General features: G+C 52.3%; 24 protein-coding genes and 1 tRNA gene. 9 read left to right on the forward strand and 16 right to left on the reverse strand.

Features of this window, described 5'->3' with window-relative positions:
- Positions 1-181 precede the first annotated feature (181 nt).
- Positions 182-1,762, forward strand: coding sequence for an MFS transporter (locus TH468_RS06290; protein ID WP_085642694.1), 1,581 nt, complete (start codon positions 182-184; stop codon positions 1,760-1,762).
- An 81-nt stretch (positions 1,763-1,843) separates the two neighbouring features.
- Here the strand turns inward: TH468_RS06290 and ptsN are convergent, their stop codons facing one another.
- From ptsN to rph, 14 genes are all read right to left on the reverse strand, one after another.
- Complete coding sequence (gene ptsN, locus TH468_RS06295) at positions 1,844-2,308, reverse strand: PTS IIA-like nitrogen regulatory protein PtsN (protein ID WP_007088574.1); 465 nt, start codon at positions 2,306-2,308, stop codon at positions 1,844-1,846.
- Positions 2,309-2,349: 41 nt separating this feature from the next.
- A complete protein-coding gene (gene hpf / locus TH468_RS06300; RefSeq protein ID WP_037988948.1) occupies positions 2,350-2,946 on the reverse strand; it encodes a ribosome hibernation-promoting factor, HPF/YfiA family in 597 nt (198 codons plus the stop codon).
- 162 nt (positions 2,947-3,108) lie between these two features.
- Positions 3,109-4,677, reverse strand: a complete 1,569-nt coding sequence (gene rpoN / locus TH468_RS06305; protein WP_085642695.1) for an RNA polymerase factor sigma-54 — start codon at positions 4,675-4,677, stop codon at positions 3,109-3,111.
- Positions 4,678-4,726: 49 nt separating this feature from the next.
- On the reverse strand, positions 4,727-5,458 hold the full coding sequence (lptB, locus tag TH468_RS06310; RefSeq protein ID WP_246832234.1) for an LPS export ABC transporter ATP-binding protein: 732 nt from the start codon (positions 5,456-5,458) through the stop codon (positions 4,727-4,729).
- A gap of 111 nt (positions 5,459-5,569) precedes the next feature.
- Positions 5,570-6,433 (reverse strand): LptA/OstA family protein, encoded by an 864-nt coding sequence (locus TH468_RS06315; RefSeq protein WP_085642697.1) that lies wholly within the window; start codon positions 6,431-6,433, stop codon positions 5,570-5,572.
- On the reverse strand, positions 6,430-7,137 hold the full coding sequence (gene lptC, locus TH468_RS06320) for an LPS export ABC transporter periplasmic protein LptC (RefSeq protein WP_085642698.1): 708 nt from the start codon (positions 7,135-7,137) through the stop codon (positions 6,430-6,432). The genes TH468_RS06315 and lptC overlap by 4 nt, the downstream gene beginning before the upstream one ends.
- Before the next feature lie 3 nt (positions 7,138-7,140).
- Positions 7,141-8,139, reverse strand: a complete 999-nt coding sequence (locus TH468_RS06325; RefSeq protein WP_085642699.1) for an SIS domain-containing protein — start codon at positions 8,137-8,139, stop codon at positions 7,141-7,143.
- Between the two features lie 185 nt (positions 8,140-8,324).
- On the reverse strand, positions 8,325-8,936 hold the full coding sequence (locus TH468_RS06330) for a ribonuclease D (RefSeq protein ID WP_085642700.1): 612 nt from the start codon (positions 8,934-8,936) through the stop codon (positions 8,325-8,327).
- 122 nt (positions 8,937-9,058) lie between these two features.
- Positions 9,059-10,321, reverse strand: a complete 1,263-nt coding sequence (locus tag TH468_RS06335; RefSeq protein ID WP_085642701.1) for an O-antigen ligase — start codon at positions 10,319-10,321, stop codon at positions 9,059-9,061.
- Positions 10,318-11,268: a glycosyltransferase family 2 protein gene (locus tag TH468_RS06340; protein ID WP_246832235.1), complete on the reverse strand. Its 951-nt coding sequence runs from the start codon at positions 11,266-11,268 to the stop codon at positions 10,318-10,320. The genes TH468_RS06335 and TH468_RS06340 overlap by 4 nt, the downstream gene beginning before the upstream one ends.
- 137 nt (positions 11,269-11,405) lie before the next feature.
- A tRNA-Leu gene (locus TH468_RS06345) sits at positions 11,406-11,492 on the reverse strand.
- A gap of 169 nt (positions 11,493-11,661) precedes the next feature.
- A complete protein-coding gene (gene hemW, locus TH468_RS06350; RefSeq protein WP_085642703.1) occupies positions 11,662-12,900 on the reverse strand; it encodes a radical SAM family heme chaperone HemW in 1,239 nt (412 codons plus the stop codon).
- Positions 12,901-12,959: 59 nt separating this feature from the next.
- Positions 12,960-13,556: an RdgB/HAM1 family non-canonical purine NTP pyrophosphatase gene (gene rdgB, locus TH468_RS06355; protein WP_085642704.1), complete on the reverse strand. Its 597-nt coding sequence runs from the start codon at positions 13,554-13,556 to the stop codon at positions 12,960-12,962.
- 99 nt (positions 13,557-13,655) lie between these two features.
- On the reverse strand, positions 13,656-14,372 hold the full coding sequence (gene rph / locus TH468_RS06360; RefSeq protein ID WP_085642705.1) for a ribonuclease PH: 717 nt from the start codon (positions 14,370-14,372) through the stop codon (positions 13,656-13,658).
- 336 nt (positions 14,373-14,708) lie between these two features.
- Between rph and hrcA the strand changes: the two genes are divergently transcribed.
- The 3 genes from hrcA to TH468_RS06375 all read left to right on the forward strand — a co-directional run bounded on the left by hrcA (position 14,709) and on the right by TH468_RS06375 (position 17,396).
- The gene (gene hrcA, locus TH468_RS06365) at positions 14,709-15,767 is read left to right on the forward strand and encodes a heat-inducible transcriptional repressor HrcA (RefSeq protein ID WP_085642706.1); all 1,059 of its coding nucleotides are present in this window, start codon (positions 14,709-14,711) and stop codon (positions 15,765-15,767) included.
- A 50-nt stretch (positions 15,768-15,817) separates the two neighbouring features.
- Complete coding sequence (gene grpE / locus TH468_RS06370) at positions 15,818-16,459, forward strand: nucleotide exchange factor GrpE (protein ID WP_085642707.1); 642 nt, start codon at positions 15,818-15,820, stop codon at positions 16,457-16,459.
- Positions 16,460-16,610: 151 nt separating this feature from the next.
- Positions 16,611-17,396, forward strand: a complete 786-nt coding sequence (locus TH468_RS06375; RefSeq protein WP_085643015.1) for an NAD-dependent deacylase — start codon at positions 16,611-16,613, stop codon at positions 17,394-17,396.
- Here the strand turns inward: TH468_RS06375 and TH468_RS06380 are convergent.
- Complete coding sequence (locus TH468_RS06380; RefSeq protein ID WP_085642708.1) at positions 17,374-18,054, reverse strand: helix-turn-helix transcriptional regulator; 681 nt, start codon at positions 18,052-18,054, stop codon at positions 17,374-17,376. The two genes, TH468_RS06375 and TH468_RS06380, sit on opposite strands and share 23 nt — an antisense overlap.
- A gap of 104 nt (positions 18,055-18,158) precedes the next feature.
- Here TH468_RS06380 and TH468_RS06385 point away from each other — a divergent pair, with 104 nt between their 5' ends.
- Both TH468_RS06385 and TH468_RS06390 read left to right on the forward strand, forming a co-directional pair.
- Positions 18,159-18,488, forward strand: coding sequence for an NIPSNAP family protein (locus TH468_RS06385; protein ID WP_007088556.1), 330 nt, complete (start codon positions 18,159-18,161; stop codon positions 18,486-18,488).
- Complete coding sequence (locus TH468_RS06390; RefSeq protein ID WP_085642709.1) at positions 18,485-18,838, forward strand: antibiotic biosynthesis monooxygenase; 354 nt, start codon at positions 18,485-18,487, stop codon at positions 18,836-18,838. The genes TH468_RS06385 and TH468_RS06390 overlap by 4 nt, the downstream gene beginning before the upstream one ends.
- Before the next feature lie 27 nt (positions 18,839-18,865).
- Here the strand turns inward: TH468_RS06390 and TH468_RS06395 are convergent, their stop codons facing one another.
- Positions 18,866-19,810: a DMT family transporter gene (locus TH468_RS06395; RefSeq protein WP_085642710.1), complete on the reverse strand. Its 945-nt coding sequence runs from the start codon at positions 19,808-19,810 to the stop codon at positions 18,866-18,868.
- A gap of 243 nt (positions 19,811-20,053) precedes the next feature.
- Between TH468_RS06395 and TH468_RS06400 the strand changes: the two genes are divergently transcribed.
- From TH468_RS06400 to TH468_RS06410, 3 genes are all read left to right on the forward strand, one after another.
- Positions 20,054-20,995: a LysR family transcriptional regulator gene (locus TH468_RS06400; protein ID WP_063092300.1), complete on the forward strand. Its 942-nt coding sequence runs from the start codon at positions 20,054-20,056 to the stop codon at positions 20,993-20,995.
- Positions 20,996-21,073: 78 nt separating this feature from the next.
- The gene (galE, locus tag TH468_RS06405; RefSeq protein ID WP_085642711.1) at positions 21,074-22,069 is read left to right on the forward strand and encodes a UDP-glucose 4-epimerase GalE; all 996 of its coding nucleotides are present in this window, start codon (positions 21,074-21,076) and stop codon (positions 22,067-22,069) included.
- A gap of 120 nt (positions 22,070-22,189) precedes the next feature.
- The gene (locus TH468_RS06410) at positions 22,190-23,056 is read left to right on the forward strand and encodes a glycosyltransferase family 2 protein (RefSeq protein ID WP_246832236.1); all 867 of its coding nucleotides are present in this window, start codon (positions 22,190-22,192) and stop codon (positions 23,054-23,056) included.
- Positions 23,057-23,196: the final 140 nt, after the last annotated feature.

Raw genomic sequence — 23,196 nt, forward strand, 5'->3', positions numbered from 1 at the left:
ACATTTGTTATGATGTTCGCGCCTTTTTCATAAGGGGTCTCGTCCCGAAGTCGACCTTTGTCTGCGCCTATAGCTGACAACGTATTTCAGGACGAGACATACAATCGCCTGCACCGTTTCGGCATTCCTTAACGTGTTTCCCCTAATTTCTCACAAGGCCGCATTCAGACGGGGAATATCAATGCACGACTCAGCCTTGCGCAGTTGGGGTGATTCATTTCGGGCGTTCATTCATCCACGCGTGATTACCATGCTGTTCATGGGACTGTCGGCCGGGATTCCCATTCTGCTGATTTTCTCAACCCTATCGATCTGGCTACGCGAAGCCGGGGTGGAACGTTCTACTGTCACCTATTTCAGCTGGGCCGCCCTTGGTTATTCTTTCAAATTTGTCTGGGCCCCCCTTATTGACCGGCTGCCGTTCCCGATTTTGCATGGGGTTCTTGGACGTCGGCGAAGCTGGCTGATTATTGCACAATGCGCCATTATCGGCGCCATCCTTTGGATGGGCTTTACCGATCCGGCCGAAAACCTGACTATTATGGCCGTTGCTGCTGTTGCGCTTGGCTTTGCATCGGCAACACAGGACATCGTGATTGACGCCTATCGCATCGAGGCAGCAGATACCGACCTGCAAGCCATGATGAGCTCGGCCTATATCGGTGGGTATCGTATCGGAATGATTGTCGCCGGTGCCGGAGCATTGACCATTGCCGGACTATTTGAGGCCGAAGGCAGTTATGAGCCGATTGCTTGGACAATTGCCTATGGCTGCATGGCTCTGGCCATGGGGATCGGCGTTATCACCACGCTGATCATTCGCGAACCCACCGTAAATCGGACTGACAGCAAGTATTTTCATAAAACATCCGATTACGGTCGTTTCCTTCTGATGTTTGCGCTGACTGTGATCGCCTTCATCATTGCCAACATTTATGCCAGCAACCTGACCGAGCCGTTAAAAACGGCTTTAGTCGAAAACGGAATGATCGACGAACTGGCTGGTTTCATCGCCGGGTTTCTCAAACTAGCCATCTCTGTCGCAGCCGCAATCCTTGTCGCATGGCTGACCACCCGTGTCGGCGTAACCCCAACCGGCATGGTTCAGGAAACCTATCTCGCACCGGTTAAGGATTTCATAGACCGCTATGGCAAGGCTGCGATAGTTGTGCTGGCACTCATTGGCGTCTATCGGATTGCCGATATTGTCATGGGGGTCATGGCAAATGTTTTCTATACCGATCTGGGCTTTTCCAAGGAAGAAATAGCAGCTGTTTCCAAAACATTTGGCCTGTTCATGACCATTGCAGGCAGCTTCCTTGGCGGCCTTCTTTCGGTTCGCTACGGGGTCGTGCGTATCCTGTTTTTTGGCGCACTTCTCTCGGCAATTACCAACATCCTGTTTGCAATTATGGCTCATCTGGGCCCGAACACGATCATGTTTGCTGGTGTGATTATGGCCGACAACCTGTCAGGTGGTCTTGCAACAGCCGCCTTCATCGCCTACCTGTCGGGCCTGACCAATATTTCCTTTACCGCCATGCAATATGCGATCTTTAGCTCGATCATGACCCTGTTCCCCAAAATCCTTGCCGGATTTTCGGGCAGTGTCGTCGATGCGCTCGGTTACAGCTGGTTCTTTATTGGCACAGCCCTGATTGGCATACCCGTGCTGTATCTCGTTGTCTTGGCCGGTAGGCTGATGACACAGAATACCGCAGAAAAAGCCGCGCACGCAGCAGCGATGAACGAAGACGGGTAACCAACAGTTATTCATCAAGGCAAAATAAAACCGGGCACCACATAATGGCACCCGGTTTCAGATCTTCTGATGTCACGACGCTCAGGCGGCCTGTTCAGCCTCATCCTGTGTCAGCAGTGCATAGATTGCATCCGCAGAACCCGCACCGCGCAACTTATCGCACATGCCCTGATTACGCAGAAGGCGGGAAATACGCGCCAGTGCTTTCAGGTGATCTGCACCAGCTTCTTCCGGAGCAATCAGCATGCAAAACAAATCGACAGGATGTTCGTCAACGGCATCGAACTCAATCGGGTTCTGAGCACGCGCAAAGATCATGTGCAACCGGTCAAGATCCGCCAGCTTGCCGTGCGGAATCGCGACACCACCACCTACGCCGGTGCTGCCAAGTTTTTCACGGTCAAGCAAAACGGAAAAAATCTCGCCCGCTTCACGCCCGGTGACGTCAGCTGCCTTTTCGGCAAGTTCCTCAAGGACAGCCTTTTTCGCACCGGACCGCAGGGCCGGTATTACCCCCGAAGGGGAAAGAATCGATGATATGTCCATTTTTCGCGTTGCGTTGTTTGGCTCGGAAGAATCTGTATCCGTCACGCTGCACCAGCCTCCTTATCGGATGGGTCAAGCCACCCGATATTGCCGTCAGCACGACGATATACAACATTCAATCCGCCATGTTTGCCATTCCGGAACATAAGTGCCGGAATGTCCCCCAAGTCGAGCCGCATAACAGCTTCTCCAACAGAGAGCGTATCAATGCGATCCGGTGTTTCAGCGACGATCACAGGCTCGAAGCCGTTGACATGTTCGTCATCTGAATGATCGTCGTCTTCCTGTGCGATCACATAATGTGTCGCATCAATTCTTGCCTGCTCATACTGATCACGGTTGGTATGATGGTCACGCAGACGCCGCTTGTAGCGTCGCAGCTGTTTAGCGACACGATCACAGGCGGAATCGAAGGCAGGATACACTTCATTCGCCGATGCCTTCGCCTGAACCAACATGCCCTTGCCGACATGGACCGATATCTGCGTGATGTAGAGATGTGCCTCTTTGGTGATGGTCACCGTGGCTTCGATCGCGTGATCGAAATATTTCTCTACCGCAGGGTCCAACGTCTCGACGACGTGTTGACGGAGTGCGTTACCAACGTCGAGTTGTTTACCAATAACCGTAATTTGCATGGATCGCCTATCCCCAGTTGAGTGACTTCCCAGTACATATGGACATTCAGTGCCCCTCAATCAGGAGGCCGCACCATATTCCCTCGTTAATGCCAAGTCAACATTTGGGTATTATTGCTGAATATACAATACCTTAAGGTATATTTTGCAGTGTTTGACTGACTAGGAAACTCGCGACTTTTTTTCGCGCCGTCGCTGGACCGACGAGGGAATTCTCATCGCTTCGCGGTATTTTGCCACTGTTCGGCGGGCGATGTCGATCCCTTCCTTTTGAAGCAGCTCGACAAGTTTGTCATCAGACAAAATCTTTTTCGGATCTTCCCCGTCTATCAATGACTTGATACGATGACGCACAGATTCAGAAGAATGCGCATCTCCACCGTCCGCAGATGAAATTGCCGTGGTGAAAAAGTACTTCAACTCGTAAACGCCACGCGGGGTCGCCATAAACTTGCCATTGGTCACCCGTGAAACCGTGCTTTCATGCATGCCGATTGCTTCGGCGATATCGCGCAGGATCAACGGGCGCAAATGCGACACGCCGTAATTGAAGAATCCATCCTGCTGACGCACGATCTCGCTTGCGACTTTCATGATCGTGGTAGCACGTTGATGCAGTGCCTTTACCAGCCAATTGGCGTTCTGAAGCTTCTCGCTAAGAAAGCTTCGTTCCTCGCGATTACGCAGCCCCTGTCCTATCTTTACGGCGTAATCCTCGTTCACCAATACGCGTGGCAATGCATCGCTGTTCAGTTCAAGATGCCAGTTGCCGCTTCCGGCTGCACGCATCAGAACATCGGGAATGACCGGCGTTGCCGGTTCCCCATCGGCAGTTCGCCCCGGACGCGGATCAAGGGTGCGAATTTCGGAAATCATGTCCGAAAGATCATCGGTATCCACGCCGCATATCCGGCGCAAGCGATCAAATTCACGACGCGCAAGCAAATCCAGATTGGCCAGCAACGCTGCCATCGCTGGATCAAACCGATTAAGCTCACGCAATTGCAGTTCGAGGCATTGGGCAAGGTCGCGGGCGAAGATGCCCACTGGCTCAAATCCCTGCATAACGGCAAGAACGCGCAATACATCGCTCATTTCGCACTCAAGTGCCTCGGCAACCTCTTCAAGAGGCCCGGCGACATAGCCATTTTCATCAAGCATATCGATCAGGTAGCTGCCAATCATGCGTGAAATGGCATCCGCAAACGCGATGTTAAGCTGATCATCAAGTGACTGACGAAGTGTCGCCTTGTCGGCAAGCGTCTGTTCTAGGCCCGGCAGATCTTCGCCACTGCCTCCACCACCCGTTCCGCCGCTATAGGGCGACGAATAATCATGGTTTCCAGCAACCGGGGCACCATCGGGAGTGATTTCACCTTCGCCGTTGTAAAGGGCATCAGGCGCACAATCGAGCGGACTGGAATCGCCGGTGCTCATGGTTTCACTTGACGTCAGGCGGTCGGTGCCAAAACGATCTTCTCGATCCGCAAAATCATCGCTGGTACGAGAATCGATACCCTGATCGCCATTCCCGACGGCCCCGTCACCTGTTTCGGCAAAGGTTTGCCCCGGATCTGCGCGTTCCAGCAGTGGATTTTCCAGCAATTCACTATCGATGAAATTGGAAAGTTCGATGTTGTTAAATTGCAGAAGTTTGATCGCCTGCTGCAACTGAGGCGTCATGACGAGAGACTGAGACTGACGAAGATCAAGCCGCGCCTTCAGGGCCATTATGAACTACCCCTCGTCAATCCGAACCCCCTAGGAACAAGGTGTGTGATCAAAGGCTGAAACGATCACCCAGATAAACCCTTCTGACATCATCATTTCTGACGATTTCGTCAGGACCACCTTCCATCAAAACCCGACCATCATGCAAGATATATGCCCGGTCAATGATGTCCAGAGTCTCGCGCACATTGTGGTCGGTAATCAAGACCCCAATGCCACGATCTTTTAGATGACGTACAAGATCGCGAATATCACCGACCGCAATCGGGTCAATCCCGGCCAGCGGCTCGTCTAGCAGAACGAAGTTCGGATGGGCCGCAAGGGCACGTGCAATCTCGCACCGGCGGCGTTCCCCGCCCGACAAGGCTAGGGCAGGAGTGCGGCGCAAATGCTCGATGGCAAATTCCGCCAGAAGATCTTCCAGGTTCTGTTCACGCTTGATCCGGTCATCTTCCACGACCTCCAGAACCGCCATGATGTTCTGTTCGACCGTCATCCCACGGAAAATAGAGGCTTCCTGCGGCAAATAACCGATTCCCATGCGCGCGCGCTGATACATCGGCATCATGGTGATATCGCGCCCATCAAGCGAAATATTCCCCCGATCCGGAGAAATCAGACCCGTGATGATATAAAAACTGGTTGTCTTTCCGGCGCCATTTGGCCCCAGAAGGCCGACGGCTTCGCCGCGTTGTACCGACATCGACACGTCTTTAAGCACCGGTCTCTTCTTGAAGCTCTTGCCAAGATTGTGCGCCACCAGCCCCTTGTTGGCTGTCACAAGCCGCGGGCCCGTACCGGAGGATGCATTGCTGCCACTACCGGTCTTTGGTACATGTGTGTTGTCGGATTTTCCGCTTTTGCGCGACCAGAACAAATTCCCGACCCTTCGTCAGTTGCCATTCCCGGATTGGCCCGGGCTGTTTTCGTCGTCTTTTTCCGGCACAAGCAAACCGCGGACGCGGCTTTTGCCATCGCCATTTCCGTTGGCGGTCAATCGGCTGACACCTGTATTCAGGTCGACAACAGCGCGATCCCCATTCAACTGGTTCTCGCCGCGCGTGATCTTAACCGATCCGACAAGGGTTGCGATACCCGTTTTCGCATCATAAACGCCTTGATTGCCAACCACAAAATCGGTTGACGTTCGGATAGTAACATTTCCATCACCGTCAATGCGGCTCAGTTCGTTTTCGCCATTCTTGCCCGCTTCGAACCGTGCCGTCAGAACATCACCGCGAAGGGTACGATCATCGGCAACGGCAACAGCATTACCACGCGCAACCGCCATACGTTCGGTTTCCCAGTATTCAAGGCTTTCTTCAGCGGTCAGGGTTTCATTGGGCGTTTTGTATCGCAGATCTTTACCCGTCAAAACGACAACGGCATCGTCAATGTCATAGATCGCCTGATCACCGGTTGCGACATCGGTTTCTGAAGACAGTTTTACGTTGCCCGTGGCAATGATACGGTAAATCTCGCTTTGACCGTCACGATCCCGATAAAGGGCACGCAGTTCATCTGCGTCAACACGGGAATTGCCGCGTTTAGCCACCGCATTACCTCGCGCAATCAGGACCTGCTCGTTACGACGCCATTCAATGCCATTATCGGATTCGACCTCAAGCCCCCCGCTTCCACTTTGGGCAAGACCAAGTGGATCGGCATATGCCGCCACTGAGGGAACCAGCAGCGCGCCCCCAAAAACTGTCGCCATCAAAAAACGGCGCACCGCAAAACGCGCAACTGCGATCATGATTTACCTTTCAAAGCACTATCGAAAATCACCAGACGAGCATTCCCCAAAAAGCGGATCACGGCACCCTTGTCCTCAAGCTCAAACCCGGTGTCAGATTTGATCGTCCCGAACGGTCCCTGTCCATCGACAGGTTCATTGCCTTTGGCACTGCCGCTATTCAATGCAATCTCGGCCTGCTCGGTATGAATTTCGAACCCCTGATCGTGATACATATTCACGGTCCCGACCAGATCAAGCAATTCATCGGACTCGGTATAAAAACCTTCATCCGCCGTAAGTGCAATCCACGAACCATCTTCAAGCGTTATATCAGCCTGTGGTGCATCAAGATGCACATGTGCCAGCCGCTCGCCGTTTTCCGGTTGCTCAACCGCGTCGTTGGCTGTGACGGTGAAGGGTTGCTTATTCCCATCCACGCCAAAAAAGCGCGGATTACTCATGGTAACATTTTCCATCAAATCATCGGGTGTGGTCGAAAAGCCAAGACGAAAACCACTTTCCTGAACCTTCTCGATTTGTGGCCACAGCACAACAAGAGCAACAAGCGATGCCGCAATCAACGGCAGCACAAGTTTCAGCATGTTAACGATCGAACGGCGAAACGGATTGATCCGCACGTCCCGCCGCCCGGACGGAAGACGATCGTTCATGCGCGCATTACGCGCGGCCCGTTCGATCTCGGCCTTCCGTTCTTCGCTCATGGATTACGCAACCCCCAGACGCAGAAGGTCATGGATATGCACAAGGCCAACAGGCTTGCCTGCATCATCAACGACAAACAAGGCCGTGATGCTGCGATCATTCATAATCGCAAGCGCCTCGACAGCCAGAACGTCGGATTTGGTCGCCTTGGGATTTCGCGTCATCACATCACCGACCCGCATTGCCACCAGATTGTCTGCCATATGCCTGCGTAGATCACCATCCGTTACGATGCCGCTCATCAAGCCTGTATCGTCCAGCACACCGACACAGCCAAATGACTTGCCGGTCATGATGACCAATGCCTCGGACATCAGCGCATTTTCCTCAATCAGTGGAATATCCGCAACGTCATGCATAACGTCACCAACACGCAGCAATCGCTGCCCCAGTTTGCCACCAGGGTGGAATGTGCGGAAATCATCGGCACTGAAGCCACGACGCTCCATCAATGTCACAGCAAGCGCATCGGCAAAAGCCAGCATCGCTGTCGTCGACGTCGTCGGTGCCTGCTTGTTCGGGCAGGCTTCCGGGCTATTGGGCAGAATCAGCGGATAATCACATTGAGCTGCCAGCGAACTTTCCGGACGCCGGGTCATACCGATCAATGGCACGTTAAAGCGGCGCGTATACGCGATGATATCTGACAGTTCTGGTGTTTCGCCTGAATTCGACAGGGCCAAGACGGCATCATTTTTGCCAATCATCCCCAAATCGCCATGGCTCGCTTCAGCCGGATGGACAAAGAAGGATGGCGTTCCTGTCGACGCAAAAGTTGCTGCGATCTTTTTGGCAATATGACCACTTTTACCCATGCCGGTTACGACAAGGCGGCCCGCAAGGCTCTCGATCAGATCGATTGCCTTGCAAAAATCACCGTTTAAGGATTTTGCAAGATCTCTGAGTGCATCGGCTTCAATTGCCAGAACTCGGCGGGCGACTTCAAGGTCTTTCTCCGATGCCGGTTCAGGCGTGTTTTGCGGTTTCGAGGTCACTGTCATCAGTTTCTTTATGCGTTTCCCGGCGGAACTAACTACGGGGAAAGATGGGCGGGATCATCTGCACTGGCAAGCAACGATCAGATTAATGATGTCGCAGGGATCATTCCCTTACGCCAAAGGCCGTTGACGCAGAATTAACAATGCAGGCTCACCAGGAAAAATTTCAACACACCAAAAAAGTCAAATCAGTGGGCAAAAATATCTGTCTCTTCCCAGCCAGCAAGATCAAGCGCCGCCCTTGTCGGCAAGAAGTCAAAACAGGCCTGCGCCAGTTCCGTTCTTCCTTCGCGCGCCAAACGACGATCAAGCTCTTCCTTGGCCTTGTGCAGATACAGCACATCGGACGCGGCATATGCGATCTGTTCATCTGACAGATCAGAAGAACCCCAGTCAGAGCTCTGCTGTTGCTTGTCGAGGTTGATTCCAACCAACTCCCGCACAAGGTCTTTTAAACCATGACGGTCGGTGTAGGTGCGCACGAGTTTGGATGCAATCTTGGTGCAATAGACTGGTGCACACCGCACACCAAGATACTTGTCCATCACAGCAATATCGAACCGCCCAAAGTGAAACAGCTTCAAAACCGACGGATCGGACAAAAGCTTTTTAAGGTTGGGCGCTTCGTAGCTTTCCACGTCAAACTTCACCAGATGAGCATCGCCATCACCCGCCGAAAGCTGGACCACACAAAGTCGATCACGATGCGGATTAAGGCCCATGGTTTCACTGTCAATGGCAACGGTTTTGCCAAGATCAAGCCCGTCGGGCAAGTCTCCATGATGAAGGAAATTGGTCATCGCAATTCTCCAGAATGCTGGTTTGACGCTGTCTTAACACAGCATTACCAACGTCGCGACGCAAAAGACTCACCAAAGATCAGCTTTTTACGTCGATGAAATTTCGCAAAAAGCCCAATCGATCACACAGATTTAACCTGATGCTTTTCAGACAAGCGCAACGCAGCAACGGCAACAGCAATCGAATTCCACGCAACAATCGCAGGCCAATTTGAAAATGCACTTTGTGTTGCCGCTAACGGGAATAAGGACAGAACCAGCGTGCCGAAATACAAACCAGCGACCAGACTTTGGCGATCCCCGTTACGGAAATGGCGCAGCCCAGCCCAAACAAGTATTCCAACAAAAGCCAACCAAGGCAAAGTGCCCAGTAATCCAGTATCCGACAACCATTCTACATAGAAGTTATGCGGATGGGGATGACATTCGCTAATCAAGCCTTGTGCTTCGTAACTCGGACAAACCAGACCAAAGTTTCCCATACCGGTCCCGGTAATAGGATGTTCCGCAAACAAGCGCCAACCAAGTGATGTCAGCTCACCATAGATCGAATTGCTATAGTCACTAACAACATTCCCGAGCGCCATAACCCGTGCAAGAATGCGATCACTTAAGAGAAGAAGCGAACCGATTCCAGCAGCGACAAATATGGCGATTGTCACTGCCGCATAGCGCCATTTCCCCCCAACAAAAAAAAGCCCGAACAGACCGCAACTAATTGCCAAAAGAGATAGAACACTTGCTGTGCGTTCTCCACTTAAGAATATGATTGCGAGTAAAAACGGAAAGGCTGCCAGAGCGACATAAAGCTTATCATGTTTTGATGTCGAAACAAATTGCACCGCTATCAGAGTCAGTGTGGCGAAACCAGTCTTCGCCAGATAAATACCGATATTGGGTCTATCCAGCGGCCCTGTAAGACGACCTCCTTCCATAGGCTGCCCCCCCAACAGGGAATAACCGACAAAGAACTGATAAAACGCGTCAGCAACCGCGACAGAAGCCGTTATCATAAAAGCCTTGCAAACCCAACTAATGGCTTTCTGATCAATCAGAATCCAGCGCGTTACAGCCGCATAGAAAATCACAAACCTTATCCAGCTCGCAGATCGCCCGAAACTTTTGCCTGTAAATTCAGCAAAGGGTGAAACCAGTATATTCAGGATCAGCCAGATCATCAAAAGGATCGCGATATCTACTTCTCGCACCCAATACCAATCCCGGTACGCGGCACTACGCACGAGAAACAACAGTCCGATTAAAACCAAAGCACCATCAGCAACGCCACGCGCAAACAACAGGAAGGCTGGGAGCGTGCAAAGGAAGAATGTCGCAACAATGTGCATACGGCGATCAAACACACTGGAAGATTGGGCGGAAATCACGGTTTGATCGGCCTCCTGATGCCGGAAATTTGTTCAAAAACAGGCACGAAGCGGTTCAAACTCGTTGAATCAGCAGGGCCAATAGAAAGTTTGTTTGCCAGATATTGAAGCTGAAGATCAAGCCAATTGAACGGCGCACCATCACGCTTGGCTTTACGTGCGGCAGAAATACATTTGCCAAACACTTTGCGACGCTTCGCCAAGCCCAGCTCGGGATGGGCGCGTAAAAAGTTTGCATAGGCAAAAAAACGATCATGATGCTGCTGCATTTTATTGCTTGAAAGGTGACTGCCCGCGTCCGGAACAAGTGTCACAACCATATCAGCATCAACAACCCGACGAGCATGGTACGACAATCTCAAAGGCAAAGACTCATCTTGAATGAAAATATCGGGGTCGCATCCTCCCGACTTTCCAAACAACTCACGCTCAACCAACCAAGTCATTCTCACCATGCCTCGCCCTAAAATCCGGTCCAAGGCATCGTCAAATATTTTGGTATCAACGTTGTTACCGATCAAGTCAGCCTTTGCCAGAGCAATTACAGCGTCAGTCTTGCGTCCCTGCCCATGCACCATGTCAGCATCATGCTCTCGGGCAAGTTCAAGCATTGCAGCAACCGCATCGGGTGCCAGAAGCTCGTCACAATCAAATAACGCAAGATATTTGCCACGCGCGCGTTTCGCGCCCTGATTTAGCCGGATCGCGGGACCGGCATTGTCATCATTGGCAATGACGTAAACAAAATCGTACTGCTTTGCAAAACCCTCCAAAACAGCACGAGATCCATCGGTTGACGCATCATCGACAAGTATTACCTCGCACGAAAACCCACCCTGTTGCGCAATCAATGTCTCAAAAAAATACGGCAAAGCATTTGCCTTGTTAAACACCGGTAGCACAAAACTGACATCAGGCATCACGCCATCAGAAGGAGAGGAAATCATTACAACTCTCAACTATGCAGATACTTCGTCGTCTTAACACAGTGCTTGATACGCCGCGACGCAAAAGTCATGTGTATCTAGGGCTTTAAAGGTCCTAGAACGACAATACCCCAGCACATCATCAATGTGCTGGGGTATGGTGCCCAGGAGAAGACTCGAACTTCCACGACCTTGCGGCCACTGGCACCTGAAGCCAGCGCGTCTACCAATTCCGCCACCTGGGCATAGGGGCTTGTGGTATTTGCCCGGCGCAACCCGCCGGAACGGGGCGCAATATACGCTGCCAAACTTCAGTGTCAACAACCTTTTTGAGAGTTTTGCAAAACGCGTCTTTGAAAATCGCCCCCCGTCGCAAGACATAAGGAAGATCTTGATTTTTACGCTCATTCGCGATCACACCGAATGGTCGAACAAGTATCTGAGAACCCCGTTCAAACGGTTCCGTCCCTGATCGGTCGTGCGCAATCCGGCCTGATCGCAAATCAGATCACCCGACGCAATCAGGATTTCAAGCCGTTCTGAATCCAATGCCTCGCGCGGGGTTTTGCCAATAATCCGCTCGAAGCGTCCCACCGGAATCGGTTCATTCAGGCGCAGCCCCATCATCACCATTTCAATAAGGCGTTCATCCGCAACCAAAGTGGTCTCTTCCTGCGTGCCGTGTCCCTGCTTTTCCACACGGTCAAGCCAGATTTCCGGCGCACGATGACGGCGCACAGCCATTGGTTTCGTGCTGCCATCTGGCTGAATAACAGCTTCGCGGCCATGTGCACCCGGACCAATGCCAAGATAATCGCCGTAGCGCCAGTATACGAGGTTATGGCGGCTTTCCTGCCCGGGTCGGGCATGGTTGGAAACCTCGTAACAACCATAACCGGCGGCTTTGGTTTCTTCCTGGGTGATTTCATAAAGATCGGTCGCAAGGTCTTCATCGGGCACAACGAGATCACCGCGCTGATGCAAGGTATGGAACTGCGTTCCTGGTTCGATCGTCAACTGATAAAGCGAAATATGACCGCGCGCGATCTCAAGTGCTTCGCGCAGCTCCTGACGCCAGACTTTCGGATCATGTTCGGGCCGGGCATAAATCAGATCGAACGAAAACCGGTCAAACACATTCGCCGCAACATCAAGAGCACGCATGGCTTCAGCCGCATTGTGCACCCGCCCCAGAAATTTAAGATCGCGGTCATTGAGCGCCTGAATGCCAACTGAGACCCGGTTGATGCCATTGGCAGCAAAAGACGAGAACCGGTTGATTTCAACCGTACCCGGATTGGCTTCAAGCGTGATTTCGATGTCATCGGTTACCGGCCAGAAGGTTTTGATATCGGCGATCAGGGCCCCTGCGGTTTCCGGATCCATCAGCGACGGTGTCCCTCCACCAAAGAATACCGATCCGACCGTGCGGCCGGGATGACGCGCGGCACCTGCGGCAAGTTCCGCACGCAATGCTGCCCTCCAGCGCGCATGATCAACCTTATCAGCAACATGACTATTGAAATCGCAATAGGGACATTTCGACAGGCAAAAAGGCCAATGGATATAGATGCCAAAAGGGACATCTTCTGCGGTTGCTAGGGACACGCGGTTCTCGATCTTCGACTGCGGGAAAGACGGATAAAGTAACATGCACCACCGATAGTTACATCAGCGATGCGTGCATAGGTTCGATGCAGGCAGCAAAATCCTTACCCGAAGCAAGCCTTGACCAGCTGGCGAAACGCATCCGCGCGATGACTCATTTCATGTTTCTGTGCCGGGTCCATTTCCCCAAAGGTCTGCTCATAACCTTTTGGCTGGAAAATCGGATCATAGCCGAAACCGTGACGGCCACGTTTGGGCCAAACGATTTCACCTTCAACACGACCTTCAAAATTCTCCACATGACCGTCTGGCCAAGCCAGAGACAAGGCACAGATAAAGGCCGCCCGACGGTCGGGATGGTTCCCGATTCCGTTCTGGACCTTTTCCATCGCCATATCAAAATCCTTGTCCGGCCCGGCCCATCGTGCTGAATAAATGCCCGGTGCCCCATCAAGGGCGGAAACCGCCATGCCGCTATCATCAGACAGAGCTGGCAGATTGGCGGCCTTTGTTGCCGCCAACGACTTCAGCTGCGCATTGCCAATAAAACTGTTTTCGGTTTCTTCGGGTTCGGGAAGATTCAAATCGCCTGCTGAAACCACTTCGATCCCGAACGGATCAAGCAGTTCGGCAATCTCCTTGAGCTTGCCTTTGTTGTGGCTGGCGATAACGAGTTTTTTTTCCGTAAAGCGACGGGCCATGATGCTGCCTAGAGATATTCGGGTCGTTAAGACGAAGACGGGTGGAAACCGCAAAAACAATATCGGGCGAGCCGTATCCCGGCTCGCCCGAATAAATTCTTAGATGCCAATCGCTGCTCGCTGTTTGGCAAACAGTTCCCTGCAGCCTTTTTCCGCCAGTTCAAACATTTTGTCATAAGCAGAACGATCAAACGGCACATCTTCGGCGGTCGCCTGAACCTCAACAATGCCGCCACTACCCGCCAGAACAAAGTTCGCATCCGCACCCGCGTTGCTGTCTTCGGCATAATCAAGATCAAGAACCGCTTCACCCTGATAAATACCGCACGAAATTGCGGCAACCGGCTGAGACAACGGGATTTCCTTGATCAAGCCAAGACGGCGTACGCCCTGAAACGCCAGATGGGCGGCAACATAGGCACCCGTGATTGATGCGGTGCGTGTTCCGCCATCAGCCTGGATAACATCGCAATCAAGGCGCATCTGCATTTCACCCATCCCCTTAAGGTCAGCGACCGCACGGATCGAACGCCCGATCAGGCGCTGGATTTCCTGGGTCCGGCCCGACTGGCCACCGCGTGCGGCTTCGCGCTGCATGCGGCTGTCGGTTGCACGCGGCAGCATGCCATATTCTGCAGTGATCCAACCCTTGCCTGAATTACGCATCCAGCCTGGCACCTTGTCCTCGACCGTCGCGGTACAAATCACATGGGTATCGCCAAATTTAATCAGGCAGGAGCCCTCTGCATATTTGGAAACACCTGTCTCAATGGAAACGTCGCGAAGCTGATCGAAATTACGGCCGGATGGACGCATGGGGTCTGAACCTCTTTGTTCTGGGTCGGATCAACCTGCATGGCTGATCAACGATGGCTGAAATTGCGGCCAAAGCTACTGAGCATCGTATCAAAGGTCCAGCAATTTCCCCGAAAATAACGGTAAAATCCCGGCAACACCATGACTCAGATCCGCGCGCAAAAACCGTAAATGGCACTCGATTCGCGACGAATTCAAAGATTTGGCAGAACTAACTTCCTGATTGATACCATCGTTTGCCCGTCCTCCGGCTATCACCAATCTGCCAGCTTCATTGACGCCTGCCCGCCACCTCACTAAATTCCACACAACACATTTGGTTTTGACAGGTTTAACATGGCGCTGTTTGACGACACATTGCTGGGCGACATGAACGCGCGATCCCGCGAGGTCTTTCGCCAGATCGTAGATGCCTATGTCGAAACCGGCGAACCGATCGGATCACGATCCATCTCACGCCGCATGTCAGAAAACCTCTCGGCGGCGACCATCCGCAATGTCATGTCCGATCTTGAGGAAATGGGGCTTCTGGTTGCACCCCATATTTCGGCCGGTCGATTGCCAAGCGAGAAAGGCTTGCGTCTTTTCGTCAATGCCCTGATGGAAGTCGGTGATCTGCCAAATGCCGAGCGCGATCAATTGACCAAAAATTGCGAGCAGGCCGGATATTCCCTTGATCAGATGCTGGGCGAGGCCACAAGTATGCTTTCGGGGCTGTCACGCTGTGCCGGGCTTGTGGTTGCACCGAAAACCGATGGCATCCGTTTAAAACAGATTGAATTTGTTGCACTTTCGCCGGGCAAGGTCCTTGCGGTTCTGGTTTCGCAGACCGGTAATGTTGAAAACCGTATCCTTGATGTTCCGCCCGATTTGCCGACCTCGGCATTGACAGAAGCGTCGAACTATCTAAATACCCGGTTGGCCGGAAAGACACTTGATGACGCCAGGCAATTGATGAGTTTGGAACGCGACCGCATCAAACAGGAACTCGACGAATTGTCGGCTGGACTGATTGATGCAGGAATTGCGACATGGGCCGGCGGGGTCAAGGGTTCGTCCCTGATCGTAAAGGGTCAGTCGCAATTGCTTGAAAATATCGACACGATCGAACAGCTCGAAACCGTAAGAAGGCTGTTCAACGTGCTCGAAGCACGCGATCAGATGATTGAATTGCTTGATGTCACCACGATTGCCCAAGGTGTGCAGATTTTCATCGGGTCCGAGAACAAATTGTTCGGCGGATCGGGGCTTTCGATGGTGATTTCGCCCTATCAGAATGCCGAAGGCAGCATTGTGGGCGCAATCGGGGTTGTCGGACCGACCCGGATCAATTATGCCCGGATCATTCCGCTGGTCGATTACACCGCCAAGCTGGTCGGGCGACTGATTGGATAAACGTTGGTGCTGCATGTCAGGCCACACAAATTGTAAGGTACAGGTTAGCCATGTCGGAAACCGCAAAGAACAACCAGGACGATCTGCATGATGCCGCGTCGGCAGAAGAAACTGCCGCAGAGGATGTCGTCTCAGAAGCAACCGAAGCCGAAGGTGGCGAAGCCACCACAGATCCGGTTGCAGCACTTGAAGAAGAAGTTGCTGAGTTGAAAGACCGCCTATTGCGCGCCGCCGCCGAGGTGGAAAACACGCGTCGTCGCGCGAAGAAAGACGTCGAAGACGCCGGGAACTATGCGATTACCAAATTTGCCCGCGAACTGCTTGATGTGGGTGACAACCTCCGACGCGCCCTTGAGGCTGCTGGCGACACGTCCAATGCCGACCCGACGATGAAAAAGCTGGTTGAAGGCGTTGAAATGACCGAACAGACGCTTCTTAAGGCGCTGGAAAAGAACGGCGTTGAAAAGCTTGAACCGCTTGGGGAAAAACTTGACCCCAATCATCATCAAGCCGTGTTTGAAATGCCAAATCCTGCTTATCCAGACGGCCATGTCGCTCAGGTAATGCAGGCCGGTTACGTGCTCAAAGGTCGCCTTTTGCGCCCGGCAATGGTCGGGGTCACCAAAAACCCCGCCGGTCAGGAAGCCGCAAAAAACGACGAACCTGGCAGCAATGTTGACACCTCTGCCTGATAGCGCTGGCTGATTGCCGGTCGGGAATCCGCAAACCGGTTTTAAAAGATCAAATATTTAAACGGCCCTGCCATTTTCACGGCGGGCCGTTTTATTTTGTCCATTTCGGGTCTAATCTGGCCTGGTTGCAACAATGACATCGGAACACACCATGCCGCTTCGTCCTGACATTATCAATATTCTGCGCGATGAAGCCGCAACGATTGTTATCTTGACCGGGGCCGGTATTTCGAAGGAAAGCGGCCTGCATACCTTCCGCGACCCGGATGGGATCTGGGCAAAATATGACATTTCCGAAGTCGCAACGCCTGAGGCATTCATCAACAATCCCGATCTTGTACATCACTTTTACAATGACAGACGCGCAGGGCTGTTTGACCCTGCAATACAGCCAAACAAGGCGCATCTTGCCCTTGCCCGGCTCGAAACCAGGTGGCCAAACGACGTTCTGCTGGTAACCCAGAATATCGACGATCTCCATGACCGCGCCGGATCAAAAAACCTTATCCATATGCATGGCGAATTGCTGAAAATCCGCTGCAATCATTGCGAGCTTCTGACGGTCTGGTCCGCCCCACTGGGACGAGACACTCCCTGCACCTCCTGCACCAAAACCGGCGACCTACGCCCACACGTTGTCTGGTTCGGGGAAATGCCGCTTGAAATGGAACGCATTTATGCTGCTCTTGCCAAATGTGGCCTATTCATTTCCATCGGCACATCAGGGAACGTTTATCCGGCTGCAGGGTTCGTCCAAATCGCCAGTGAAGAAGCTGGTGCTGAAACGGTCGAGATCAACCTGGAACCGGGTTCCGGGGCGTCCTTGTTTGATCACAGTTCATATGGCCTGGCGACTGAATTGGTTCCGGCCGGCACTGGTCGACAGCCTATTGATGGATCAAGTCTGACAACTATTAACTATCGCACAGCGCCTTGAAGTTGCGTTCGCCTTCGGGGCTGAAAATCACCACACGCGACTCCATATTTCGATGTGCCCAGCCCAGATCATAAAACCGGTCCAGTAACGCAGCACCAAACGACCCTGCCAAATGAGATTGTCGGGCGCTCCAATCCAGGCATTCCCGGCAAAGCGGCCTGCGGCTGGTGCGCAGTTCATTCAGATTAATCCCAAACGCCTCGGCGAAATCTGTACCGGCATCTGTCAAAGCCACGCCATTATGATCTGTCGAAATCAGTTTGCGGGCCTCAAGCCCCGAAAACAGGGCAACCCCCATTTCCCCGGCCAAATGATCGTAGCAAACACGTGCCTTGCGCAATGCCGGGTCCCTCGGCCCGGTTCGGACCCGATTATGTCCGACCCGACTGGCAATCCCCATCAGGACTTCCAATGCCTCGACAATATCGGGGCCCGAAAGCGTAAAATAACGATGCCGCCCCTGCTTTCGCGGGATAACGATCTGACCAGCCTCCAGCTTTGCCAGATGTGAACTCGCCGTTTGCGGCGTCACACCGGCCTCCTGTGCCAGCTCGGCAGCGGTCAGCGCGCGGCCACTCATCAGAGCAGTCAGCATGTTTGAGCGTGCCGGATCGCCAAGCAATGCAGCCACGCGGGCAATATCGGGTCCTTCTTTCATAGTTCGATGTTAATCGAAGCATTAATCCAAGACAATCAGATATCTATCCCGAACCCGTTCCAACCGGAAAAATGGAACGCCACGCCAAAAGGAGCATAAAGTCAATGATCACGTGTTTCATTCGCTATGAAATCGACCCTTATAAGAAGAATGCTTTTGTGGAATATGCCCGTAACTGGGGCGAAGCAATTCCACGATGCGGTGCTGATCTGGTCGGCTATTTCGCGCCTCATGAAGGAACAATATCGACCGCTTACGCAGTTTATCATTTGCCGGATCTGGCAGCATATGAAGCCTATCGCGCCCGCCTATCACAAGACCCGCTGGGGCGTGAAAACTATCAGTTCGCCCAACGTGAAAAATTCATCCTGCGCGAAGAACGCCAGTTTTTCAAAATTGCCTCTACCCCGCATGCGGAGCTGGTCAAGCCATGATTGCCGTCATTTTCGAAGTCCTGCCTCACCCGCAACATCGCAACGAATATTTCTCGATCGCAAAAGACCTCCGGCCGGTACTTGAAACAATCGACGGCTTCATTTCCATCGAACGGTTCGAAAGCCTTAACGAACCGGGCAAGATTCTGTCTCTTTCGTTCTGGCGCGATGAAGAAGCCGTCATGGCATGGCGCAATGTCGGCGAACACCGCATTGCACAGCACAAAGGCCGTAACCGGATTTTCGACGATTATCGTCTGCGGGTCGCCCATGTCATGCGTGATTATGGGATGCATGAACGGGCTGAAACACCCGATGATTCCCGCAAGCAACACGACGACAGTTCATAACGGATAAACAGGTTTTCCGAAGAAAGGCTAAACTTTCGCCATTGCGGCCTTGCGATTTCCATCGCTTTCATCATCTTCGGCAGGCGCAACCGAAACCGGTTCTACCCCGCCTCTGTAATCCAGCAAGGCAACCGCCAGCACGACAATCGCCGCCCCGAAAAAAATCACCGGCACCGGAAGCATGTCAAAGAAGATCAGATCCATTGCCACAGAAAACGGCAAGGCCGTATAGGCTGCAGGCGAAATGACACTGGCATCCGCAACCCGAACAGCCCGCAGAACCATGTAGTTGGTCAGCATGGCAAAGAAACCTGCACCCGCAGAATAAAGCCAGTCAGACAAGGCCGCCGGTTGCCACATGATGACGGCAACCGGCACCCAGATCACGATGGCGACAATCTGGGGCCAGAACAGCATGGAGAAATTCGTCTCGGTCCGGGTCAGAACCTTGGCATAAAGCGTTTGCGCGGAAAAACAGAACGCCCCGATCAGGGCTGCGGCAACCCCCAATGGAACGCCAAATCCGTCCATTTTGGGAACGCACATCACCCAAACGCCAACAAGTCCAAGAAGGGTTGCGATCGCTTTACGTGCCGTCAACTGCTCGCCAAGAATCACAACGGCAAGCATCACGGTCAGCAAGGCCTCGATGAACAGATAGGCATTTACCTCGGCAATACTCATCTGGCGAAGGGCAAAGAACACAAAAAACAACGATCCGTACCAAAGAACCCCGCGCGCCAGATGCGCATAAGGTCGCTTGGTCCGGATCGACCTGGTGCCAATAAACATCAGGATGATCACGAACACAGCCACCGTCGTCACTGCACGCATCGCGAGAATTTGTGCCGTCGGCACATCATGGGATACCAGCTTGGCACAGACATCGACAAAAACGCCCGATGCCATCGCCGCCGTCATCCACAAAACGCCGCGAAAATTGCCGCTGAGGCGCAAAAGCGTCCCGGTCATCACTTGATCCTGATCTCTGGAATTAAAGGCGGTTTCCGACAGCGGGGAGACTGCTGCGGGGTGGCGCAAGGAGACTATCTATCGATCAGCCGGAAACCCTTTTCATTCAGCAGTGTGCCCGCAAAAATTGAGAAATGCGAATGAGGAGTTTTCAGCCATTGATGAGAATTTTTTGCCCCAAACCACATTCAGGCCTGTTACACAGGAATAAACTCTAAAAACCCTGTCCCACGGAAATGTTCGATGCGCCGCAAACTGCCCCCCTTACGCGCGCTTGTCGCTTTTGAAGCCACCGCCCGCCATCAAAGTGTGAAGGCGGCGGCGGAAGAATTGCATGTCACCCAAAGTGCGATCAGCCATCAATTGCGTCAGCTTGAAGAATGTCTTGGCGTTGTCCTGTTTGTTCGCAAGGGGCGAGGGCTCAGCCTGACCAAATCGGCAACCCGTCTGCTCCCGCGCCTGACAGAAGCCCTTGATGGCATTGCCGATATCACCGGCGAAGTCGGACCCGACAAGGGCAAGGCGATCCGTATAGGCGCATTGGCAACCCCTGCCCTGACCGTTCTGTTAAACGAGCTTGGTGACCTGCAGGCCCGTATGCCTGCCGATATTCCCGTTCAGTTTCGCAAGATCGAATTTGATGATGATCTTGATCCACTTGAAATCGACATCGCCCTTCAGATCGCACCAAAAGATTTGCCGGGGCTTGATGGCTGGATCACCGAACTTCTGACTCCCGAAATTTACAATGCCTTTGCTGCACCTGAATGGCTCGAAAAGCGCGGACTTGATCCCTGCAATATCGATGTCGGCTCACTTGGATCGCGCGATATCCTGCTGATAGACAGCGACAGCGAACAATTTTCGCAGATTGCCAACTGGTTTGATCGCGCCACCTTTTCACTCGATGATTGCTGGACCTTCAGCCATCATATCTGGGCACTCGAAGCAGCCCGTGCTGGACAAGGCATTGTTGCCAGCACCGATGTGATCGCCCGCAACTTTGTGGAACGCGGGGAACTGGTCTTGCTTAATTTCCCCGATTTCGTATCGCACTGGTGGTATCGCCTGCTGATCCGCCCAGCCCGTGAAAAAGACCCGGCTGTCATCGCCGCCGCCAACTGGATCCGCGAACTGATCAATCCACATACGGCGTCACTGAAAGGCAAAATGCTTAAGAAATGATCTGCCAGACAGAATTCACCTAATCTGTATTTCTAATACGACCAAATCATTGGCTGGATATTGAACATAACGGAAGCTATGGAAAAAATACTGGTAACAGGCGGCGCCGGATATATCGGATCTCATATATGCCTGAAATTGCAAGAAAGTGGCTATCTGCCGGTGGTTCTTGACAATTTGTCGAACGGTCACCGTGATGCTATTTCTGGTGATATCCCATTTGTTCATGCAGATATTCGTAATCGCACCGCTCTTGACGATACCTTTAAAAAATTCCAACCAGCTGCCGTCATTCATATGGCTGCCCTGATTGAGGCAGGTCTTTCGATGCAGGAACCAGCCAGCTTTTACGAGGTGAATACAACCGGCTCATTTAATCTGCTTGAAGCGATGCGTCATCATGAGTGTCGGCAGATCGTTTTCTCATCAACTGCCGCCATATACGGTAACACCAATCTCGACATGCTTGACGAGACTTTACCGGCTCAGCCTGAAAATCCCTACGGCCGCTCAAAGGCGATGGTTGAAACAATGATCGCGGATTATTGCGCGTTATATGGTTTTCGTTCCATTGCTCTGCGTTATTTTAATGCCGCGGGTGCGGACCCTTCAAGGCGAACCGGTGAAAGACATGATCCTGAAACTCATCTTATTCCGCTTGCGCTATTGGCGGCGGCAGGGCGAAGAGACGGTTTAAAAATATTCGGCAATGACTATGACACGCCGGATGGAACCTGCATTCGCGACTACGTTCACGTTGATGACCTGGCAACGGCCCACGTCAAGGCACTTGAGCATATAACAGGCAAAACAAAACCATTTTTTGATTGCGTCAATATTGGAACGGGCAACGGCTGTTCTGTACGTGAAATATTGATGCTTTGCAGAGAAGTTACGGGTATCGAGTTCCCGATATCTGACGCGGCACGCCGCCCGGGCGACCCCGTAAAACTGATTGCCAATCCGGCGAAAGCGAATTCACTATTAAACTGGAAGCCGAAATATACAGACCCACGTGAAACGATTGCTCATGCTTGGGCCTATTATTGTTCTAACGCTCGAAAGTCTGAATGAACACAAATTGGTAACCTGTTCATGTGATATACGATTTTAATATCTAGAACTTTTTTGTAATTGACGAGACGGAGCGGAAATCGGCTCCATGCATTATGGACCAGAGGGGATACTGGTTGAATGCGTTCTGTAATTGGGGGAAATTACGTGCATAAGGTTTCTGTGATCGTTTCGACCTATAATTGGCCCGAAGCACTTGAGATGGTCTTGCAGTCGTTAATCGACCAGAAAGACAGGAACTTCGAGGTGATCGTCGCAGATGACGGGTCCGGCCCGGAGACGGCAAATACCATTATCCGCATGCAGAAAAAATCACCCGTGCCGATCAAACATTTCTGGCAAGAAGATATGGGCTATCGCCTGTCACGTGTCCGCAATGGCGCAATCAAACTCGCAGAGGGCGATATTGTTGTTTTCACCGATGGTGACTGTTGTCTTCTTCCTGATTTTGTCTCAAACCACCGAAAAGTGGCCGAATCAGGCTGCTTCGTGACCGGCAAGCGCGTTTTTCTCAAACGACGCTTCACTGAATTCGCTATGAAAAAGCGTATTTCATTTCACAAATGGCCCCGCGCGTTTTTGTTCATGCTCGGTTTGTTGGGACAATGCAATCGCCCCTTCCAGTTTGCCCCTCTCCCGCAAAACAAGAAAAGCCTTTGGGCGCATCAGAAATGCTGGAAAAAGGCACAAGGGTGCAATATTGCCGCCTTTCGAAATGACATTCTGGCAATCGGCGGTTTTGACGAAGCCTATGAGGGACATGGTCTCGAAGATTCCGATTTCGTGCTGCGCATGATCCGATCTGGCGTGAAACGCAAAAGCGTCGAATACTGCTCACCTGTTCTGCATCTGTATCACGGACGCTCCATAGGGCAACGTCACGCCAACAAATCAAATAACGGTATGTATTTTAAAGAGCTAGAAGCAGACCCGAGCCGCTTCCAACCGAGACAGAGTGAACTCATTCCAATCGCCGCTTCAGCATAAAATAGTCCAGTTATCTGCGGGGCTTGGAACAACGCCAATTTCAAGATAAAAGGACCACCTGATTTTTGCATCCTCGATAGATTTCGAGTGTCTGTGCGTTGTGACAGCCCCGGCAACGGGGTACAGCCTTATCAAAAAGC

The sequence above is a fragment of the Thalassospira sp. MCCC 1A03138 genome (genome assembly GCF_002115785.1).
Taxonomy (GTDB): domain Bacteria; phylum Pseudomonadota; class Alphaproteobacteria; order Rhodospirillales; family Thalassospiraceae; genus Thalassospira.